The following is a 16369-nucleotide window of genomic DNA, read 5'->3' on the forward strand; positions in this document are numbered from 1 at the left end:
AAGAATATCTGGTAACTCATGGTCTCACTTATTTATAAATAAGCGTTTAAATATGACTTTGTTAATGATATTTATAGACCTATAAATTTAAATAATTTCTGAGACAGATTTAAATTAAAGCCATCTGTTTTTTATAAAAAAAACAGGTTAAAAATTAGATCATGTTATGTCTAATTTTTAACCTGTTTATAACTTGTAAAGTATCGTATTTTATTACCTGTATTCTGGGTTTTCGAATTCCCATCGTGTGCCATCGTCCCATTCTTCTCTTGAGTTTCCATAATTAGGATATCCGTTGTTAGCCTTAAGCATATGCGCTAAATGAAGTAAATTATAGGTCATGAATGTTACATTTCTATTAGTAAAGTCGCTATCAAAACCTGCAGGGACATCTAAAGTTTTGTCTTGCCATTTTGTGTCTCCGTAACTTGGACCTGGACCAACCTCTCCAATCCAACCAGCATCAGCTTGTGGTGGGATAGAATACCCAATATGTTGTAACGCATATAACATACCCATAGCGCAATGTTTTACACCATCTTCATTTCCTGTAATCATGCATCCTCCAACTTTTCCGTAAAAAAGGTATTGTCCTTTTTCATTGGTTTTACCACTCATAGCGTATAATCGCTCAATTAGTTTTTGAGCTTCAGATGATTTTTCTCCGAGCCATATAGGCGTACCTATAATTAAAATATCTGCATTTATAATACGTTTAAATAAATCTGGCCATTCGTCTGTGTCCCATCCATATTCAGTCATATCTGGATATACTCCAGAAGCTACTTCGTGATCTATAAACCGTATCTGGTCTACAGCAACATTTTCTTTGTTTAAAATAGCTTTAGATATATCAAATAATGTAGATGTATGGCTTTTATTAGGTGATTTTTTTAACGTACAATTTATATACATAACGCGTAAATGGCTAAAGTCTGGATGTTTCATAATTCTGTGTTTTAAGTTAATAGCTGTATATTATCTTAAAAATTAAGGAAATTATAATAGATTAAAGCATGCGTTTAGAGTATTTAACTATTTCGCCGTTTATTTGTGATTTTATTAACTGTATTCTACATAAGGGTAAGGAATATATAGCTTTATTTAAGGCCAAATTTCTTTAAAATCGTCTCTAATAAACACCATTTTGTGAAGACCGATTGGATTAAGTTTACGCCAATAAATACGGTAAACCATATCCAATTTTCGTTCACGTAAACGGTAAGTACAATGCTTAATAAAATCATACTACCTACTATGGTTCTAAAATATGTGTTTAACATCTTATCCTTTTTTTAGTTTATATATATCTTTCTACAGGAACTACAATAGCACGAATGGGATTATTCGTTTCCAGTGTGGTATTATACGCCTGAATTAAATTAAAAAGTGTGTCAATATTTTTTTCTTCGGTAAACGAGAAAAATAACAACGATTCATTACTTAAAGGTTCTCTAGAGAACCATTGCGATTCCATTAATACGGAAGCCTTATTTTTAAAACCTTCAATGTCCGAAGTACTTAAGTTTTCGATATTTGCTTCTTTAAAGAGTTTTAAAATATCCTTTTGAAAAACGCCTACGGCTGTAACTATAACTAATTTCATATGCTTGTATTTTTGTTTCCCGCAGTTTTTTCTATTTGAATCTGAGTTGTCTGCGGGAAAAATGGTTTATTTGTAATTTTTCTTTTCAATAATATAATACACTAATGGCACAACCAATAACGTAAGTACAGTAGAAACAATAGTTCCGCCCATTAAAGAAATGGCTAATCCTTGAAAAATAGGGTCGAATAATATCACGAAAGCTCCAATCACTACTGTTCCTGCTGTTAATAAAATAGGTGTTGTTCTTACAGCTCCAGCTTCAATAGCAGCTTGTTTTAAAGGGATACCTTCTTCTAATCTTAAATTTATAAAGTCGATTAGTAAGACAGAGTTTCTAACCATAATTCCGGCTAAAGCAATCATGCCGATAAAAGACGTTGCGGTAAAGAACGCACCCATAATCCAGTGGCCGAGTATAATGCCTATTAAGGATAATGGTATGGCTACCATCATAACAACTGGGGCTTTAAAGTTCTGAAACCATCCTACAATTAATAAGTAAATAATGATAATTGCTCCTAAAAACGCAATTCCTAAATCTCTGAAAACTTCTAAAGTAATTTGCCATTCACCGTCCCATTTTACGGTATAATTGTCTTCAAATTCTGGTTGTCCTAAATACATTTTATCTAGTTTATAACCTTCAGGAAGTGTAACATCTTTTAGTTTGTCTTCCATGCCTAAAATAGCATACACCGGACTTTCTAATTTACCAGCCATATCTCCCATAACATAAACCACACGTTTTTGGTTTTTACGGTAAATGCTTTTTGCTTTGGTAGACTCTGTAATATCTACCAAATCGCCAATAGTAATCATTTGACCTTGGTTAGATTTTACTTTGAGTTGTGAAATATCACTTAATGTCGATTTTTCTTTTTCATCCAAAGCTAAAATTATGCCTATTTGTTCCGAGGCGTTTTCGTTATACAGTGTGCTAATTGGTCTGTTAGATAATGCCATATTTAAGGTATACACAATTTGCTGAGGTGCTATACCATACAGCATGGCTTTTTCTTTATTTACATTAAACTCGTATTCTGTTTGGTTAGCTTCAACCATCCAATCTACATCAACAACATCATCAGTGTTTTGTAGAATGTGTTGTATTTGGTTTGCAACGTTAATTTGTTCGTCATAATCTGGGCCATAAATTTCAGCAACAATGGTAGACATTACTGGTGGTCCTGGCGGGACTTCTACAACTTTTACATTGGCATTATATTTAGAGCCTATTTTCTGTATTTCTGGACGTAACAAACGTGCAATATCATGACTTTGTGCAGTACGCTCTTCTTTGTCTACTAAGTTTACTTGAATATCTGCCATATTGCTACCACCACGTAAATCGTAATGACGAACCAAACCATTAAATGTAATAGGGGCAGAGGTGCCTACATAGCTTTGGTAATTTACCACTTCAGGTCTGGTTGATAGAAACTGAGCAATATCTTGAGTAACCGCTGCAGTACGTTCTAAGGTTGTGCCTTCTGGCATATCAATAACGACTTGAAATTCATTTTTATTATCGAAAGGCAACATTTTTACGGCCACAGAGTTGGTGAAAAATAGAGCCATTGTACCTAATAAAGCTAAAAATGTTAATCCCAAAAACAGCCAACGTTTTCCTTTGTGTTCCAGTAACGGGCGTTCAAACTTATTATACAATTTGTAAATAAGAGTGTCTTCCATAGGTTTCTCAACTTTCTCAGGTTGCCCTTTTTTATCATTTTCACGTAGAAAAATTACGCCTAAATATGGGGTAATGGTTAAGGCCACAAATAGAGATAAAATCATGGCTATAGAAGCTCCAATTGGCATTGGCGACATATAAGGCCCCATTAATCCAGATACAAATGCCATTGGTAATACCGAAGCAATAACAGTAAATGTTGCTAAAATAGTAGGATTTCCTACTTCGTTAATGGCATATAAAGCTGCTTGTTTAAACGGCAAACGTTTCATTTTAAAATGCCTGTGCATGTTTTCGGCAATAATAATCGAATCATCTACCACAATACCGGTTACAAAAACCAATGCAAATAAAGTAATTCTGTTAAGCGTGTAATCCAACATATAATAACTTAACAGGGTTAGAGCAAATGTAATGGGCACCGATAAAAATACCACCAAACCACCACGCCAGCCCATGGCTAACATCACCACAAAAGTTACGGCAACAATAGAACCCATAAGGTGCAATAATAATTCCGATACTTTTTTAGAGGCTGTTTCTCCGTAGTTTCTTGTAATTTCTACATGTACATCGTCTGGAATTAAATGTTTACGCAAGTGGTCTACTTTTTCTAAAATAACATCTGCAATTTTCATGGCATCTGCACCTTTGCGTTTTGCAATAGAAATGGTTACAGCAGGATATTCCGATTTGTATGTGGAACCTTTTTCACTCGCTTGTCCAAATCCTAAACTCACATAATTTTGTGGTACTTCTGGACCATCAATAATCGTTGCAACTTGCTTTAAATAAATGGGCTGATTCTGTTGTACACCAACAACTAAATTTTCTACATCTTCAACATTTTCTAAAAATTTCCCTGTATTTACAATAAATTCTGTGTCACTTTTATCAAAACTACCAGCACTTAATTGTTTGTTATTCGCCTTAATCATTTCAGAAACGGTTAAGACATCCAAACCACTAGCAGCCAGTTTGTCTTTGTCTAACACCACACGCATTTGGCGGTTTCTTCCTCCAATTTTATGTGTAATCGCAACATCGTTTACCTTTTCAATTTCATCGGTTAATTCCTGCGCCATTTGCTTCAATTGGTAATCGTCGTAGTTTTCACTCCATAACGTTAAACCTAACATGGGCACATCGTCTATGGCACGCGTTTTAACTAACGGAAACGTAACACCTTCGGGCATTTCGTCCATATGTTTATTAATTTCGTTGTATAATTTCACAAACGAACGCTCGATATCTTCACCTACATAAAATTGTACAATCACCATCCCTTGTTCCTTCATAGAAGTAGAATACACATACTCTACACCTTTAATATTCGAAATTAATTTCTCTAAAGGCTTAATTACTCTAGACTCAACTTCGGTAGGACTTGCGCCAGGATAGCCTACAAAAATATCGGCCATTGGCACATCAATTTGCGGTTCTTCTTCACGCGGAATTAAAAATGAACTATACACTCCAACAACCATAAACACGATCATTAAAAGTACAGTTAGCTTAGAGCCTATAAAGACTTTGGCTATTTTTCCAGCTAAACCTTCTTTCATAATTTATCTTTTTTTGGGCGTTTTAACAGGCTATTCGCTATATCTTTTTAATGTGTTTAAAGGCACATTAAAAAGGATGTCGCTGCTATCCTTAACGCGGTATGTTAGTTATTGAATTGAAATTTTGGCACCATTAAATAATTTTGCTTCGGCAGATACGATGTAAGACTCATTCGCAGATAAACCAGATAACACTTCAATCGTGTCTCCATATGTACGGCCTAAACGTAACCAACGTAAAACGGCAGTTCCGCTTTGGCTTGCTGTATATATTCCAGTAAGTTGTCCGCGAGTGACTAGTGCAGACTTAGGAATTAATATCATACTCGTTGTCGTTGCTTTTTTAGCAACAGGAAATTGAACCGTTGTAAACATTCCCGATAAAATAGGAGCATCTGTACTGTTTAAAGCAACCTTTACTAAATATTGTACGCCCGTATGTTTTGCAGATGTGCTGACTTCTGTAACTATTCCAGAAATTATTTTGTTAATAGATTTCACATTAACTTGCACTTTAGTACCTGTCTTAATTTCAGAAATTTCACTTTCAGGTACGCTGGCAATCACTTCAAAAAGACCTGGAGTTTCTACAGAAATTAAAGGCATACCAGGAGTTGCCATATCGCCAACTTCAATAGTTTTACTGGTTACAATTCCAGTAAAAGGTGCTTTTATATTAGCGTATGCAAACTGAGAGTTCACTTCGTTTTTCATTTGTTTAGCAGCTTCTAATCGGGCTTTAGCCATTTCGTAATTTGCAGTCATATCGTCTAACTCTTTTTGAGAGGCACTGTTGTCTGCAAATAAATTCTGAAACCGGTTATAGTCTTTCTCTGCATTATTAAAAGCCACTGTAGCTTCTGTAATACCAGCATCTATCTGAGCACTTTTAGCTTGTAAATCGGTGTTGTTTATAGATATTAATAATTGGCCTTTCTTTACTTTATCGCCAACGTTTACAGGAATACTATTTACATAGCCCATAATACGCGTGCTTAAATCTGCACTGTTTTTTGCTTGAATTTTTCCGCTAGCCGTTACAAAAGGATGCTTTGTGTTTTCTTGTATAGCACTTACTTTTACGGGTATTGGTGGTGTTGTGTCTGCTGTTACTTTTTTCTCATCATTACCACAACTTGTTGTGAATATTGATAATGCAATTGCGGCGATTATATAGGTGTATGTTTTCATTTTGATTAATTAGTCTTTAGTTAAAAATTGTAAATAAGCTTGTGCGTAATTGTATTCGAAAATGGTTTGGTAGTATTCTAATTGCTTTTTTGCATACAGAGTTTCTGCCAATAATAAATCTGATGTTTTTTCTAAACCTTCACTAAATCTGTTCGTTCTAATTCTTAAAGATTCTTTAGATTGTTCTAAGGCTAAAGCCGTTAATTTGAGTTTACTTTCTGCATCTAAAAGCATACGTTGTGCTTTGTTAAACTCTAAATTACTTTGAGATACATATTGCTCGTATTGGTATTTAGATTTTTCAAATTCAGCTTTACTTTTTTGTGTTTTTCCAAAACGTTTAGAACCCTGAAACACATCCCAACTTAATTGGGCACCAAACATATAGCCACTTGCATCGGCATGGAAAATCTGGTCGTCGTATAGCTCAAAACTTCCAAAAGCATTTAAACGAGGTAAAAAAGTCATTTTGTCTGCTTTATACATGTTTTGGTAAGCATCTGTAGCCAGTTGCATGACTTTAATATCTGCTCTGTTTTCTGTTACTTTTCTGTCTATTAAAGGTGTTATATTTACTGTTAAACTATCTGTAGGCATAAACACCACATTAGAATTATCGTGTATTAAAAATGAGATATAATTAGATGCATTTTTTACATTACTTTTAGCCGATTGTAGTTGGTTTTGCACTTCGGTTACACGCACTGCTACAGACAATACATCTGCCCGTTGTAAATAGCCTTGCTTAAAACTATTATCTGCTAATTTTTTATTAGCCAAAGCAGCTTCTAGAGCTTTTTCTAACACATCTACCGCTTTATAAGCCAACTGTAAATGCATATAGGCTTTCTCGACCTCGAAGGTTAAAAAATCTATTTTACGTTCGGTTTGTAACGCCATCGCGTGCATTTTGGTCTTGGCAGCTTTACGTTGGTAAATACCATCTATATTTATAATAGGTTGTAGAATTTCAAATTTTGTAGCGTAATTTTCAATTTGAGAAGGATCGTTTAATTGTTCAGGATTAAAATCGCTAGCGGTTAATATTTCCTGATTCAATTTTGCCCCAAAAGCCATTAACGGATTTGTTGTAGCCATTGCGGTATGAGAGGCTGTAATATTGGGTAAAAACACCGCATTTGTTTGTTTATAATCTGCTTGCGATTCCTTATATTCTTGCTGAGAGATTTTTATCGATCTGTTTTCTTCAATCACTTTAGTTAATACTTCAGCCTTTTCAATAGGAGTAATTTGTTGTGCTCGAAGTAATATGCTAAATAGAAAAAAACTAAGTATTAAAAGGTGTCTTTTTTTCATTTTCATGTAATTTATTGCATCAAAAATATGGCAATAAAATACTGTGGTCAGTTACTTAGGTTACTTAAGAAATGTAAAAAAGAGTTTGTATAATTGTTTGTAAATGAGTTTGTTGTTTTTGTTTTTTTTGAAGCGTGTAAACTTGTAATAAAGTTATAGATTAAAGACCTTAAAGATTTTTAAAATTAAGAGAATTAATAGTAGGGAACATACTCTAAATCTCTCAAATCAATTAATAAATAAAGTTTAAGATTTGAAAAAGAGATAGAAATAAGCACAAAATAAATAGGTAAACAATTTTATTTTGTCGGGTATAACTTTACTTGTGGAAGATACTTTATAATATACAGCTAAAAGTGTATTTATGGTTACCATGTCAAGTATAACTGCCCAATATGAATTAAATCAATTATCTAAGGAGTAGTAATTAGTATGAAGATAAAATAAACAGTTTTAAGCAGATTCTATTTTATTTCATTGGCATCTAAAACTCTCAAGAAATTTGTGCCTAAAATTTTAATAATATCTGCTTCACTATAACCTCTTTCTACAAGAGCTTTAGTTATTAAAGGGTAATCTGTAACATCGTCTAATTGTTGCGGAGTAATATTTATACCATCAAAGTCAGATCCTAAACCAACGTAATCTATACCTACTAGTTTTACAATATAATCGATATGGTTTATTAGTGTGGCTAAAGGTGGTCTGATTTGATTGGCTTCATCTGCATATTTTTTATATAGATAATCTTGCATATACCAAGTATCCATACCGCTTTTTACAAGAGAATCACCTTCGGTAGCATGTCTTTCAAAAAATGCTTGTGCTTTAGCTTTAAAACTATTATCAATAAAATTAGGGTGAAAATTTACCATAATAACACCGCCGTTTTTAGCAATAGCTTTAATTTGATCGTCTTTTAAATTTCGTTGACTTGAGGCTAGATTGTAAACAGAACTATGAGAAGCAATTATAGGTTTGTTGGTAAGTTTTATAACATCCCAAAATGTTTGTTCTCCTGAATGACTTACATCTATCATCATGCCTAATGCATTCATTTTTTTTATAACCTGAATTCCAAAATCTGTTAATCCTTTTTCTTCCAAGTCTGGGTTTGTGGTTTCATCTGCTGCACTTGTGGCCCAATCTGGAGCGGCATTGTGAGTTAAAGATAAATATCTTGCACCACGATTATAAAGCGCTTCTAATTTGTTAAGATCACCTTCTATCATGTGTCCGCCTTCTACACCAAACATAGCTGCAATTTTATGTGCTTCAACAGCTTTTAAAAGCGCTTTAGAGTTCGCTACTTTAACTATTTTGTCTGGGTTTCTAGCAACTACAGCATCTAGACTATCCATTTGTCTATTAGCAATAGCGTATGAGTTCTTGGTGTTACCGTCACAATACACAGAAAATATTTGTACATCCAGTCCACCAGTTTTCCAACGTTCTAAATCACTATGGGTTTGACCTGTTAAATCTTGATCGAAGATTACACCCTGATCTTCTGTCTTCATTAAAATATCATTGTGAGTGTCTATAACTATGGCTTCGTTATGAATATCTAAATAAGTTTTTGGTTCCATTTTTTTGTTTGTTGGAGATTTGCAAGCTGTCACTAATAGAATCAAAACTGCTAAATATTTCATGTGAAGAATCTGTGTTTTTTTGGTTAATATATCTTCTAAAATTCCTGATGTGTTTCTGTAAAGTGAGAGTATATCCGAAGTTTCAAAAAAATAAAGATAAACTAAATCTTGTTTTATTATATAATTTGACTACTTTTTTTAAAATTCATCAGTTTAAAAAAAGACAAAAATCTCTAATCCGAAGTTAAAAGTCAATTAACAATATTACTTATAACTTAAAAGTCCATGTTTTAAATTGTAAATTTCTGTAAAACCTACAGCCGCTAGTTTTTTAGCACTTTGTTTGCTGCGAACGCCACTTTTGCAATATACATATACCGCTTTTTGTTTGTCTAATTTTTCAATTTCAGAATTAAAAGCACTAGAAAAAGAGTCGATGTTTTTAGCGCCTTTTATATGGCCCGATTTAAACTCAGAGACAGTTCTAACGTCTAGTAGTTGTACGTTTTTAGTCGCGATTGCAGTTTTAAATTGGTTTGCATTAAGTGATGTAATTGCTTTGTTTTTTTTAGTGTTTATCCCGAATAATGAACTTAAAAATGACATGATTTAAATGGGTGTTATAAGTGTGGTTTATAAATGTATAATCTTAATGTAGTTTCTTCCTAATTCTATTTTATTACGCTTTTCTAGCGTTTTTAAAAGTCTAGATATTACAACCCGTGAGGTGTGTAAATCGTATGCAATTTCTTTGTGTGTTTTATGTATAATATCTGTTTGGTTTACTCGAGATTGGTCTTTTAAATACAGTATTAAACGCTCGTCCATCTGCTTAAATGCAATATTGTCTAAAGTTGTAAGTAATTCTAACACTCTACGATGATAATTTTCTATAACAAAGTTTCTCCAAGATTCATATTTTGCCATCCATTCCTCCATTTTTTGGATGGGAATTAAAATCACTTGTACTTCAGTTTCAGTAAAGGCTCTTATATTACTTTTATTATGGTTTATACAGCAGGACATCGTCATAGAACAGGTGTTGCCTTCTTCCAAATAATATAATAGTAACTCGTTGCCATTATCGTCTTCTCTTAAAATTTTTATAACACCAGAAACAAGTAGAGGTATAGACTTTATATAATCGCCAATATCTATCATTTTAACATGTTTTGGTATCATTTTTATCCGTCCTGTTTCAGCAATGTCTTTAATTAGAGCTTCTTCTAATACATCTCCATAGCTATTTATTAGTGTCTTTATCATAGACTGTCGTATTAAAATGAACCTGTTAGTTTAAGCATATAGTAAAGTTAAAACTGTAATCTAATCAAAATTACAGCTTAAAACATTCTTGTAAAGTGACCTAGGTTACTTTCAAATTATTTATTTAAAGAAGCACACTTGCCTTTTAGTTTTAAACAAGAATTTTTAAAAAATGAAATAAAAACAGCACAATTTCCAATTTTGCACACTGTATTAGAAAAGTTGTCAAACATATTAATTTAGATGTTTGCAGTTTTGTAGCATGAAAAATATATCTAACTTCGGAATTTTTACCGTCTTATTAATTAGCAGTTTAACCATTATGGTTGGAACTGTAATAGCACCGTCGCTAGGGAGTATAGTGACGCAGTTAAATTTTAAATTTTCTCCAGGATTATTAATTACTTTACCAGCTTTGGGTGTTGTTGTTTTTGCACCATTTGTAGGGAAGCTTTTAGGTAAATTAGGCCCCATAAAGATGTTGTATTTGGGGTTAATACCGTATGCCCTTATAGGAGTATCTGGTGGATTTATAACCAATGACTACCTCTTAATAGCCAATCGTTTTTTATTAGGAGGAGCAACAGTGATGTTACAAGTATCTATAACTTCGTTTATTGCAGAAGTGTTTCACGGACCGGAACGTATGAAATTAATTGCTTGGCAAGGCATGTCTATAGAGTTAGGAGGAGTTATCTTTTTATCTATAGGAGGCGTTTTAGGCCAATGGTATTGGCAGTATCCGTTTTATATCTATCTTATGGCTTTAGTTTGTCTTGTTTTGGCTTATAAAACCTTAAGCAATGTAAAAAGAACTAATACATCTACAGATGAAAGCCAAATACAAAAACAAGAGAATAAACCAAAAGTAAAATTAGTGTTTTATGCTTCTATGGCTGCTATGGTGTTGTTTTTTGTGAGTTTTGTGTCTTTACCTTTATATCTTCCAAAAGCATTTGATTTCAGCGATTCTTATACAGGATACTATATGGCATTTATTTCTTTAATTGCCATTATTACTGCTAGCCAAATGCCTAAAGTAGTAGGGAAACTAGGCGATGGCAATACTGTAACACTTGGCTTTTCTTGTTTTACTGTAGGTTATATACTGTTGTCTGTGTTTTCAAGTGTGCCTTTATTAATAGGTGTAGCTATTTTTATAGGTATTGGTTTTGGCTTCACCATTCCGTTATTAAACCATATGATGATTGAAGCGAGCTCAAGTAAAACACTTGGTAAAAATTTAGGCTTGTATTCAATGGGTGTTTTTGGGGGGCAGTTTTTGTCTACATTTATAGAATATATGTCTGATAATTATGCTGTAATTTACGGTTGTGCAGCTGCATTAGCATTGCTTTTAGGCCTTATATTGCTATTTTCCTTTAAAAAAGTAGAAGCCAATTAAACATTAAGTAGTTATATTTACATTTAAACGTTAGTTTAAAATGTAAATGCATAATAGTAGTTGGACACATAAAATTAAAATTTCTAAAGGCCATTATAACGAATCGGACATGTTATCGGAAAACGCATTCGGAATTTATTTTGAGTTTTTAGATGAAGCAAATTTAATAGTTAGTTTTAAACCCCTAAATGATAAGTTTCCTGTTTTAACTAAGGACAATAATGAAGCTGTATTGCTTAATTTTGAACGAGAATTTATAGAAGAAGACGACATAGAATATGCTTTAGAAATTATGATGTTGTTTAATAATTCTAAACGTCTAGTTGTTAAAGGGACTGATAAAACTGAAAAAATTCATGCTGTGATACATATGATTACAGCAGAATTATCTCTTGAAACACCGTCTTATATTATTCTAAAAACAGTATTAAAAGTTTTAATGCTACACTTAATTCGTTTTCAAAATAATGCGTTTATCGATCAAGATTTAAATCAGAAACGGGTCTTTCAATTTTTAAAACTTATGGAAATTTCTTTTTTAAAAGAAACCAAAACAGAATATTATGCAGCAGAAATGGGGATTAGTGAAAAACGTTTAAATCAGATCTTAAAATCAAAACTAAATGTTACAGCCAAACAAATTATTCAGCAACGTCAAATTACAGAAGCTAAACGCCGATTAGTAAAAAGCGAAATTACCATTAAAGAGTTGGCCTATGTATTAGGGTTCGATTCTATAAGTAGTTTTTCTAGATTCTTTAAAAAGTTTGTAAAAGTAAACCCTTCACAATACAGAATTGAACATACATAAATAAAAAAGCGATTGATTACTTTAACACAGTTCAATCGCATTTTTTATTTTAAATAATTGAGTTTAAAACAATATATATTTTAATTTATACTAGAGCTTATTTTATTTGTAATTTAGGCTGTAAGCTTTATAAGTGTTCTTCCTTTTAATTCACCTTTAAGCATACGTTGTATATGTGCGTTTAACTCTTCAAGGTTAATTTCATGAGCAGTGCTTCCTAATTGTTCTGGTTTCCATGTTGTAGCCAGTTTTTCCCAGACTTTTATACGGTCTGCCATTTTAGCATTTTGAGAGTCAATGCCAATTAAAGTTATTCCTCTTAAAATAAATGGGAATACGGTTAATTCTAATTTCGGAGAAGCCACGTTTCCGCAACATGTAATAGCTCCCATGGGTTGAGTTGTTTTTATAATATTTTCTAAAATCTGACCTCCAACCGTATCAATTCCTCCTGCAAATAAAGGTTTTAATAATGGTTTGTTTGCCATCTGTTCTGCATCTTCTCGTAATAGAATTTCTTTTGCTCCTAACTGTAATAAAAAGTCTTGCTCAGATGCTTTTCCTGTAATCGCAACAACATCATATCCTAATTTACTTAAAATAGATACACTTAAGCTACCCACACCTCCAGTGGCACCAGAGACAACTATTTTGCCATCTTCAGGTTTAACAAGCGCAATAAGTTTTAAGACAGACATTCCTGCCGTTAATCCTGCCGTACCATAAATCATGGCCTCTTTTAAACTTAGGTGCTTAGGACATTTTACGGCCCAAGCGGAAGGAACTTTAATATATTCTGCAAATCCTCCATCAGTATTCATACCCAAATCGTAACTTGTAACGATTACAGACTCTCCAACACTCCAATTAGAGTCTGTAGTTTGTTCTATAATACCTACAGCGTCAATACCAGGAGTATGTGGAAAATTTCTAGTAACACCTTTATTTCCGGTAGCCGATAAAGCATCTTTATAATTTAAGGAACTATATTGTACCTTTATTAAGAGTTCATGTTCTTCTAAAGGACTAAATGCCATGTCTTTAATAGCGCAAGTATAATTGTTATCTGTTTCTTCTACTCTAAATGCTTTAAATGTTGAATTGACTTCTATCATCTTTATTGTATTAGTTTTTACTTACTTTTGTATAAATATCGGCATAATTGTATTAATAATCAACAGCTTACAAAAAGTGCACTAACGAACATTTAGTGCAGATTTGTATGTTTAAAGCACTTTAGAAGAGAAAAAAAATGAAAAAAAGTTATTGTCCTATAGATACATTTATAAATACAGTAAAGGGAAAACGCAAAGGGACTATAATTTTGCATTTATATCAAGGTGATAAAAGGTATAGTGAATTAGTACGTTTACTTCCCGATATTAGTGAGCGCATGCTCTCTAAACAGCTCAAAGAACTTGAGACAGATGGATTAATTAAACGGACTGTGTTTCCTGAAGTGCCTCTACGTGTTGAGTATAGTTTAACAACTCTAGGAAAACAAATTCGTCCAGTATTAAAAGAAATGTATAAAGGAGGCATGCTCTTTGAAGCGACCATCGAGAATTAACTTATTTTAATACTACTACATTTAATTTTTTACATATTATGCTTTTTGGTTTTCGCAAAGAGTTAATCTTGTTTTTACTACTTTCGCAGAAATATTTCTTGAATGTCCATCACGCTTTTATCATCGCCTTTACAAGGCTTTACAGATTTTCGCTTTCGTAATGCATTTCATCAGTATTTTGGCGGGATAGATACATATTATGCGCCATATATTAGACTGAATGGAAAACTTATAATTAAAAATAACTATAAGCGCGATTTAGATCCGGCACATAATACTGTACCACATTTAATCCCGCAGGTTATGACTAACGATCCTGACGAGTTTCTCTTTGTTATAAAATATGTACAATCGCTAGGATATACAGAATTGAATTGGAATTTAGGGTGTCCATACCCAATGGTTACCAAGCAAGGTATGGGATCAGGAATGATATGTAATCCTGAAAAAATAGATGCAGTTTTACACCAAGCTCATAACGAAAGTGATATTACCATTTCTATGAAAATGCGTATGGGTTATAATGAGCCTACAGAAATTTTAGATGTATTTCCTGTTCTTGAAAAATATCCTATTAAAAATGTAGCCATACATGCACGTATAGGGAAACAATTGTATAAAGGTGGAACCGATCTAGATGCATTTCAAAATTGTGTTACTAAAAGTCCGCATACACTTTACTATAATGGAGATATTACTAGCGTTGCAGCCTATCGTAGTTTACAAGAGCGTTTTCCGAGTATAACACACTGGATGATAGGAAGGGGATTAATAGCCGACCCCTTTTTACCACAAATGATTAGAAATAATACGACCGAATATCCAGAAAATAGATGGCAAACTTTTAAAGATTTTCACGATACTATTTATAGTCAGTACGACGAGGCTTTATCTGGACCAATGCCTATAAAAATGAAAATGTTAGGTTTTTGGGAGTATTTTTCTCAAAGTTTTAATGATCCTAAAAAAGTCTATAAAGCCATTAAAAAAAATGGTAATCCGAGAAATTATAAAGCTACAGTTGCAGAGATTTTTGCTAAACAAAGATAAAAGCGGTATAAATTTATAAAACTAATCTGTTTAGTTTTACATAATTTAACGACTAACCGTTATAAATTTGAGGATGTAGAGCCATTTCTAAAGTATTGTTCTACATTAAAATTCATTACCTTTAGATTATGAAAGATACAGTTTTACAGCAGGCTGAGGTTTTTGTTACAAGTTTATTTGAAAGACAATTATCACCCAAAAATCATTATCATAACATAGAACATACTCGTAATGTTTTAGAAACTGTGACGAGATTGGCTATGATGGAAAAATGTGATGAACACGATACTTTTCTGTTAAAATTAGCTGCTTGGTTTCATGATACAGGTTATGTAAATGTAGAAACAGGTCATGAAGAAGCTAGTGTAGCTATGGCGCAACAGTTTTTTAAAGAATCAGGTTTGCCAGAAACAGATTTATTAATTGTAGAGCAACTTATCTCAGTCACTAAAGTAGGGGTAGTGCCTAAAACACTATTAGAGAAAATAATTAAAGATGCCGATTGTGCTCATGTTGCTTCAGAAGATTTTTTTGAGATCTCTGAACGTTTAAGACAAGAGTTGAAATATAAAAATGAAACAAATATTTCTGAACTGGATTGGTTAAAAAAGAATAAAGAATTTATAGCCAATCATAAATTTTATAGTCCGTATGCTCAAGTAAAATTACAACCTAAAAAAGAAATGAATGCTTATGAGTTGGACCGTAAAATAGAAAAGATTTCTAAAAAGAAAACAAAGAAATCTAAAACTAAAAAAATGGGTAGAGGCGTAGAAACTATGTACCGTGTAACGCTAAGAAACCATATGGAATTAAGTGGCATAGCAGATTCTAAAGCCAATATATTATTATCTGTAAATGCCATAATAATTTCTGTAGCATTATCTAACTTAGTACCTAAATTAGACAACGCGTCAAATTTATTTTTAGTTTATCCTACTTTAATACTTTTAATATTTAGCGTTTTAGCCATAGTGTTATCAGTACTATCTACACGTCCTAATGTCTCTAATGTAAATGTTACAAGAGACATGATTAAAGCTAACAAAACCAATATTTTATTTTTTGGAAATTTTTATAAAATGTCTTTAGAAGATTTTGAGTGGGGTGTAGATTATTTAATAGAAAATGAAGAAACGTTATATAATTCATTAACTAAAGATTTATATTTTTTAGGATTAGTGTTAGAGCGTAAGTACAGATTGTTAAGATTAACATATACAGTTTTTATGGTAGGTATTGTATTATCGGCTTTATCGTTTATTTTAAGCTATCATTTTTTAGTAACCGTTAAATAATA

15 protein-coding genes are annotated in these 16369 nt (G+C 32.5%); 5 read left to right on the forward strand and 10 right to left on the reverse strand.

The window, feature by feature from the left end:
• Positions 1-213: 213 nt before the first annotated feature.
• The 9 genes from FNB79_RS08640 to FNB79_RS08680 all read right to left on the reverse strand — a co-directional run bounded on the left by FNB79_RS08640 (position 214) and on the right by FNB79_RS08680 (position 10233).
• Positions 214-948: a flavodoxin family protein gene (locus FNB79_RS08640; protein ID WP_143380930.1), complete on the reverse strand. Its 735-nt coding sequence runs from the start codon at positions 946-948 to the stop codon at positions 214-216.
• 152 nt (positions 949-1100) lie between these two features.
• Complete coding sequence (locus FNB79_RS08645) at positions 1101-1283, reverse strand: YgaP family membrane protein (protein ID WP_143380931.1); 183 nt, start codon at positions 1281-1283, stop codon at positions 1101-1103.
• Between the two features lie 17 nt (positions 1284-1300).
• Complete coding sequence (locus FNB79_RS08650) at positions 1301-1606, reverse strand: hypothetical protein (RefSeq protein WP_143380932.1); 306 nt, start codon at positions 1604-1606, stop codon at positions 1301-1303.
• A gap of 66 nt (positions 1607-1672) precedes the next feature.
• Positions 1673-4867: an efflux RND transporter permease subunit gene (locus FNB79_RS08655; protein WP_143380933.1), complete on the reverse strand. Its 3195-nt coding sequence runs from the start codon at positions 4865-4867 to the stop codon at positions 1673-1675.
• A gap of 108 nt (positions 4868-4975) precedes the next feature.
• Positions 4976-6058, reverse strand: a complete 1083-nt coding sequence (locus FNB79_RS08660) for an efflux RND transporter periplasmic adaptor subunit (RefSeq protein ID WP_143380934.1) — start codon at positions 6056-6058, stop codon at positions 4976-4978.
• 9 nt (positions 6059-6067) lie between these two features.
• Complete coding sequence (locus FNB79_RS08665) at positions 6068-7375, reverse strand: TolC family protein (RefSeq protein ID WP_143380935.1); 1308 nt, start codon at positions 7373-7375, stop codon at positions 6068-6070.
• Positions 7376-7839: 464 nt separating this feature from the next.
• Complete coding sequence (locus FNB79_RS08670) at positions 7840-9027, reverse strand: dipeptidase (protein ID WP_143380936.1); 1188 nt, start codon at positions 9025-9027, stop codon at positions 7840-7842.
• Between the two features lie 204 nt (positions 9028-9231).
• Positions 9232-9573, reverse strand: coding sequence for a rhodanese-like domain-containing protein (locus FNB79_RS08675; protein ID WP_143380937.1), 342 nt, complete (start codon positions 9571-9573; stop codon positions 9232-9234).
• Between the two features lie 27 nt (positions 9574-9600).
• Positions 9601-10233 carry a Crp/Fnr family transcriptional regulator gene (locus FNB79_RS08680; RefSeq protein WP_143380938.1) on the reverse strand — a complete coding sequence of 211 codons (633 nt, stop codon included), beginning with the start codon at positions 10231-10233 and terminating at the stop codon, positions 9601-9603.
• A 262-nt stretch (positions 10234-10495) separates the two neighbouring features.
• Here FNB79_RS08680 and FNB79_RS08685 point away from each other — a divergent pair, with 262 nt between their 5' ends.
• The gene (locus FNB79_RS08685) at positions 10496-11638 is read left to right on the forward strand and encodes an MFS transporter (RefSeq protein ID WP_143380939.1); all 1143 of its coding nucleotides are present in this window, start codon (positions 10496-10498) and stop codon (positions 11636-11638) included.
• 46 nt (positions 11639-11684) lie between these two features.
• Complete coding sequence (locus tag FNB79_RS08690; RefSeq protein WP_143380940.1) at positions 11685-12449, forward strand: helix-turn-helix domain-containing protein; 765 nt, start codon at positions 11685-11687, stop codon at positions 12447-12449.
• Between the two features lie 113 nt (positions 12450-12562).
• On the opposite strand, the gene FNB79_RS08695 is transcribed toward FNB79_RS08690, so the two are convergent.
• Positions 12563-13564 carry a YhdH/YhfP family quinone oxidoreductase gene (locus FNB79_RS08695; RefSeq protein WP_143380941.1) on the reverse strand — a complete coding sequence of 334 codons (1002 nt, stop codon included), beginning with the start codon at positions 13562-13564 and terminating at the stop codon, positions 12563-12565.
• Positions 13565-13701: 137 nt separating this feature from the next.
• Here FNB79_RS08695 and FNB79_RS08700 point away from each other — a divergent pair, with 137 nt between their 5' ends.
• The 3 genes from FNB79_RS08700 (at position 13702) to FNB79_RS08710 (ending at position 16367) form a co-directional block, all read left to right on the forward strand.
• On the forward strand, positions 13702-14019 hold the full coding sequence (locus tag FNB79_RS08700) for a winged helix-turn-helix transcriptional regulator (protein WP_143380942.1): 318 nt from the start codon (positions 13702-13704) through the stop codon (positions 14017-14019).
• A gap of 102 nt (positions 14020-14121) precedes the next feature.
• The gene (locus tag FNB79_RS08705; RefSeq protein ID WP_143380943.1) at positions 14122-15069 is read left to right on the forward strand and encodes a tRNA dihydrouridine synthase; all 948 of its coding nucleotides are present in this window, start codon (positions 14122-14124) and stop codon (positions 15067-15069) included.
• A 128-nt stretch (positions 15070-15197) separates the two neighbouring features.
• Positions 15198-16367, forward strand: coding sequence for a Pycsar system effector family protein (locus FNB79_RS08710; protein WP_143380944.1), 1170 nt, complete (start codon positions 15198-15200; stop codon positions 16365-16367).
• Positions 16368-16369: the final 2 nt, after the last annotated feature.

This window comes from Formosa sediminum, from assembly GCF_007197735.1.
GTDB classification, from domain to species: Bacteria; Bacteroidota; Bacteroidia; order Flavobacteriales; family Flavobacteriaceae; genus Formosa; species Formosa sediminum.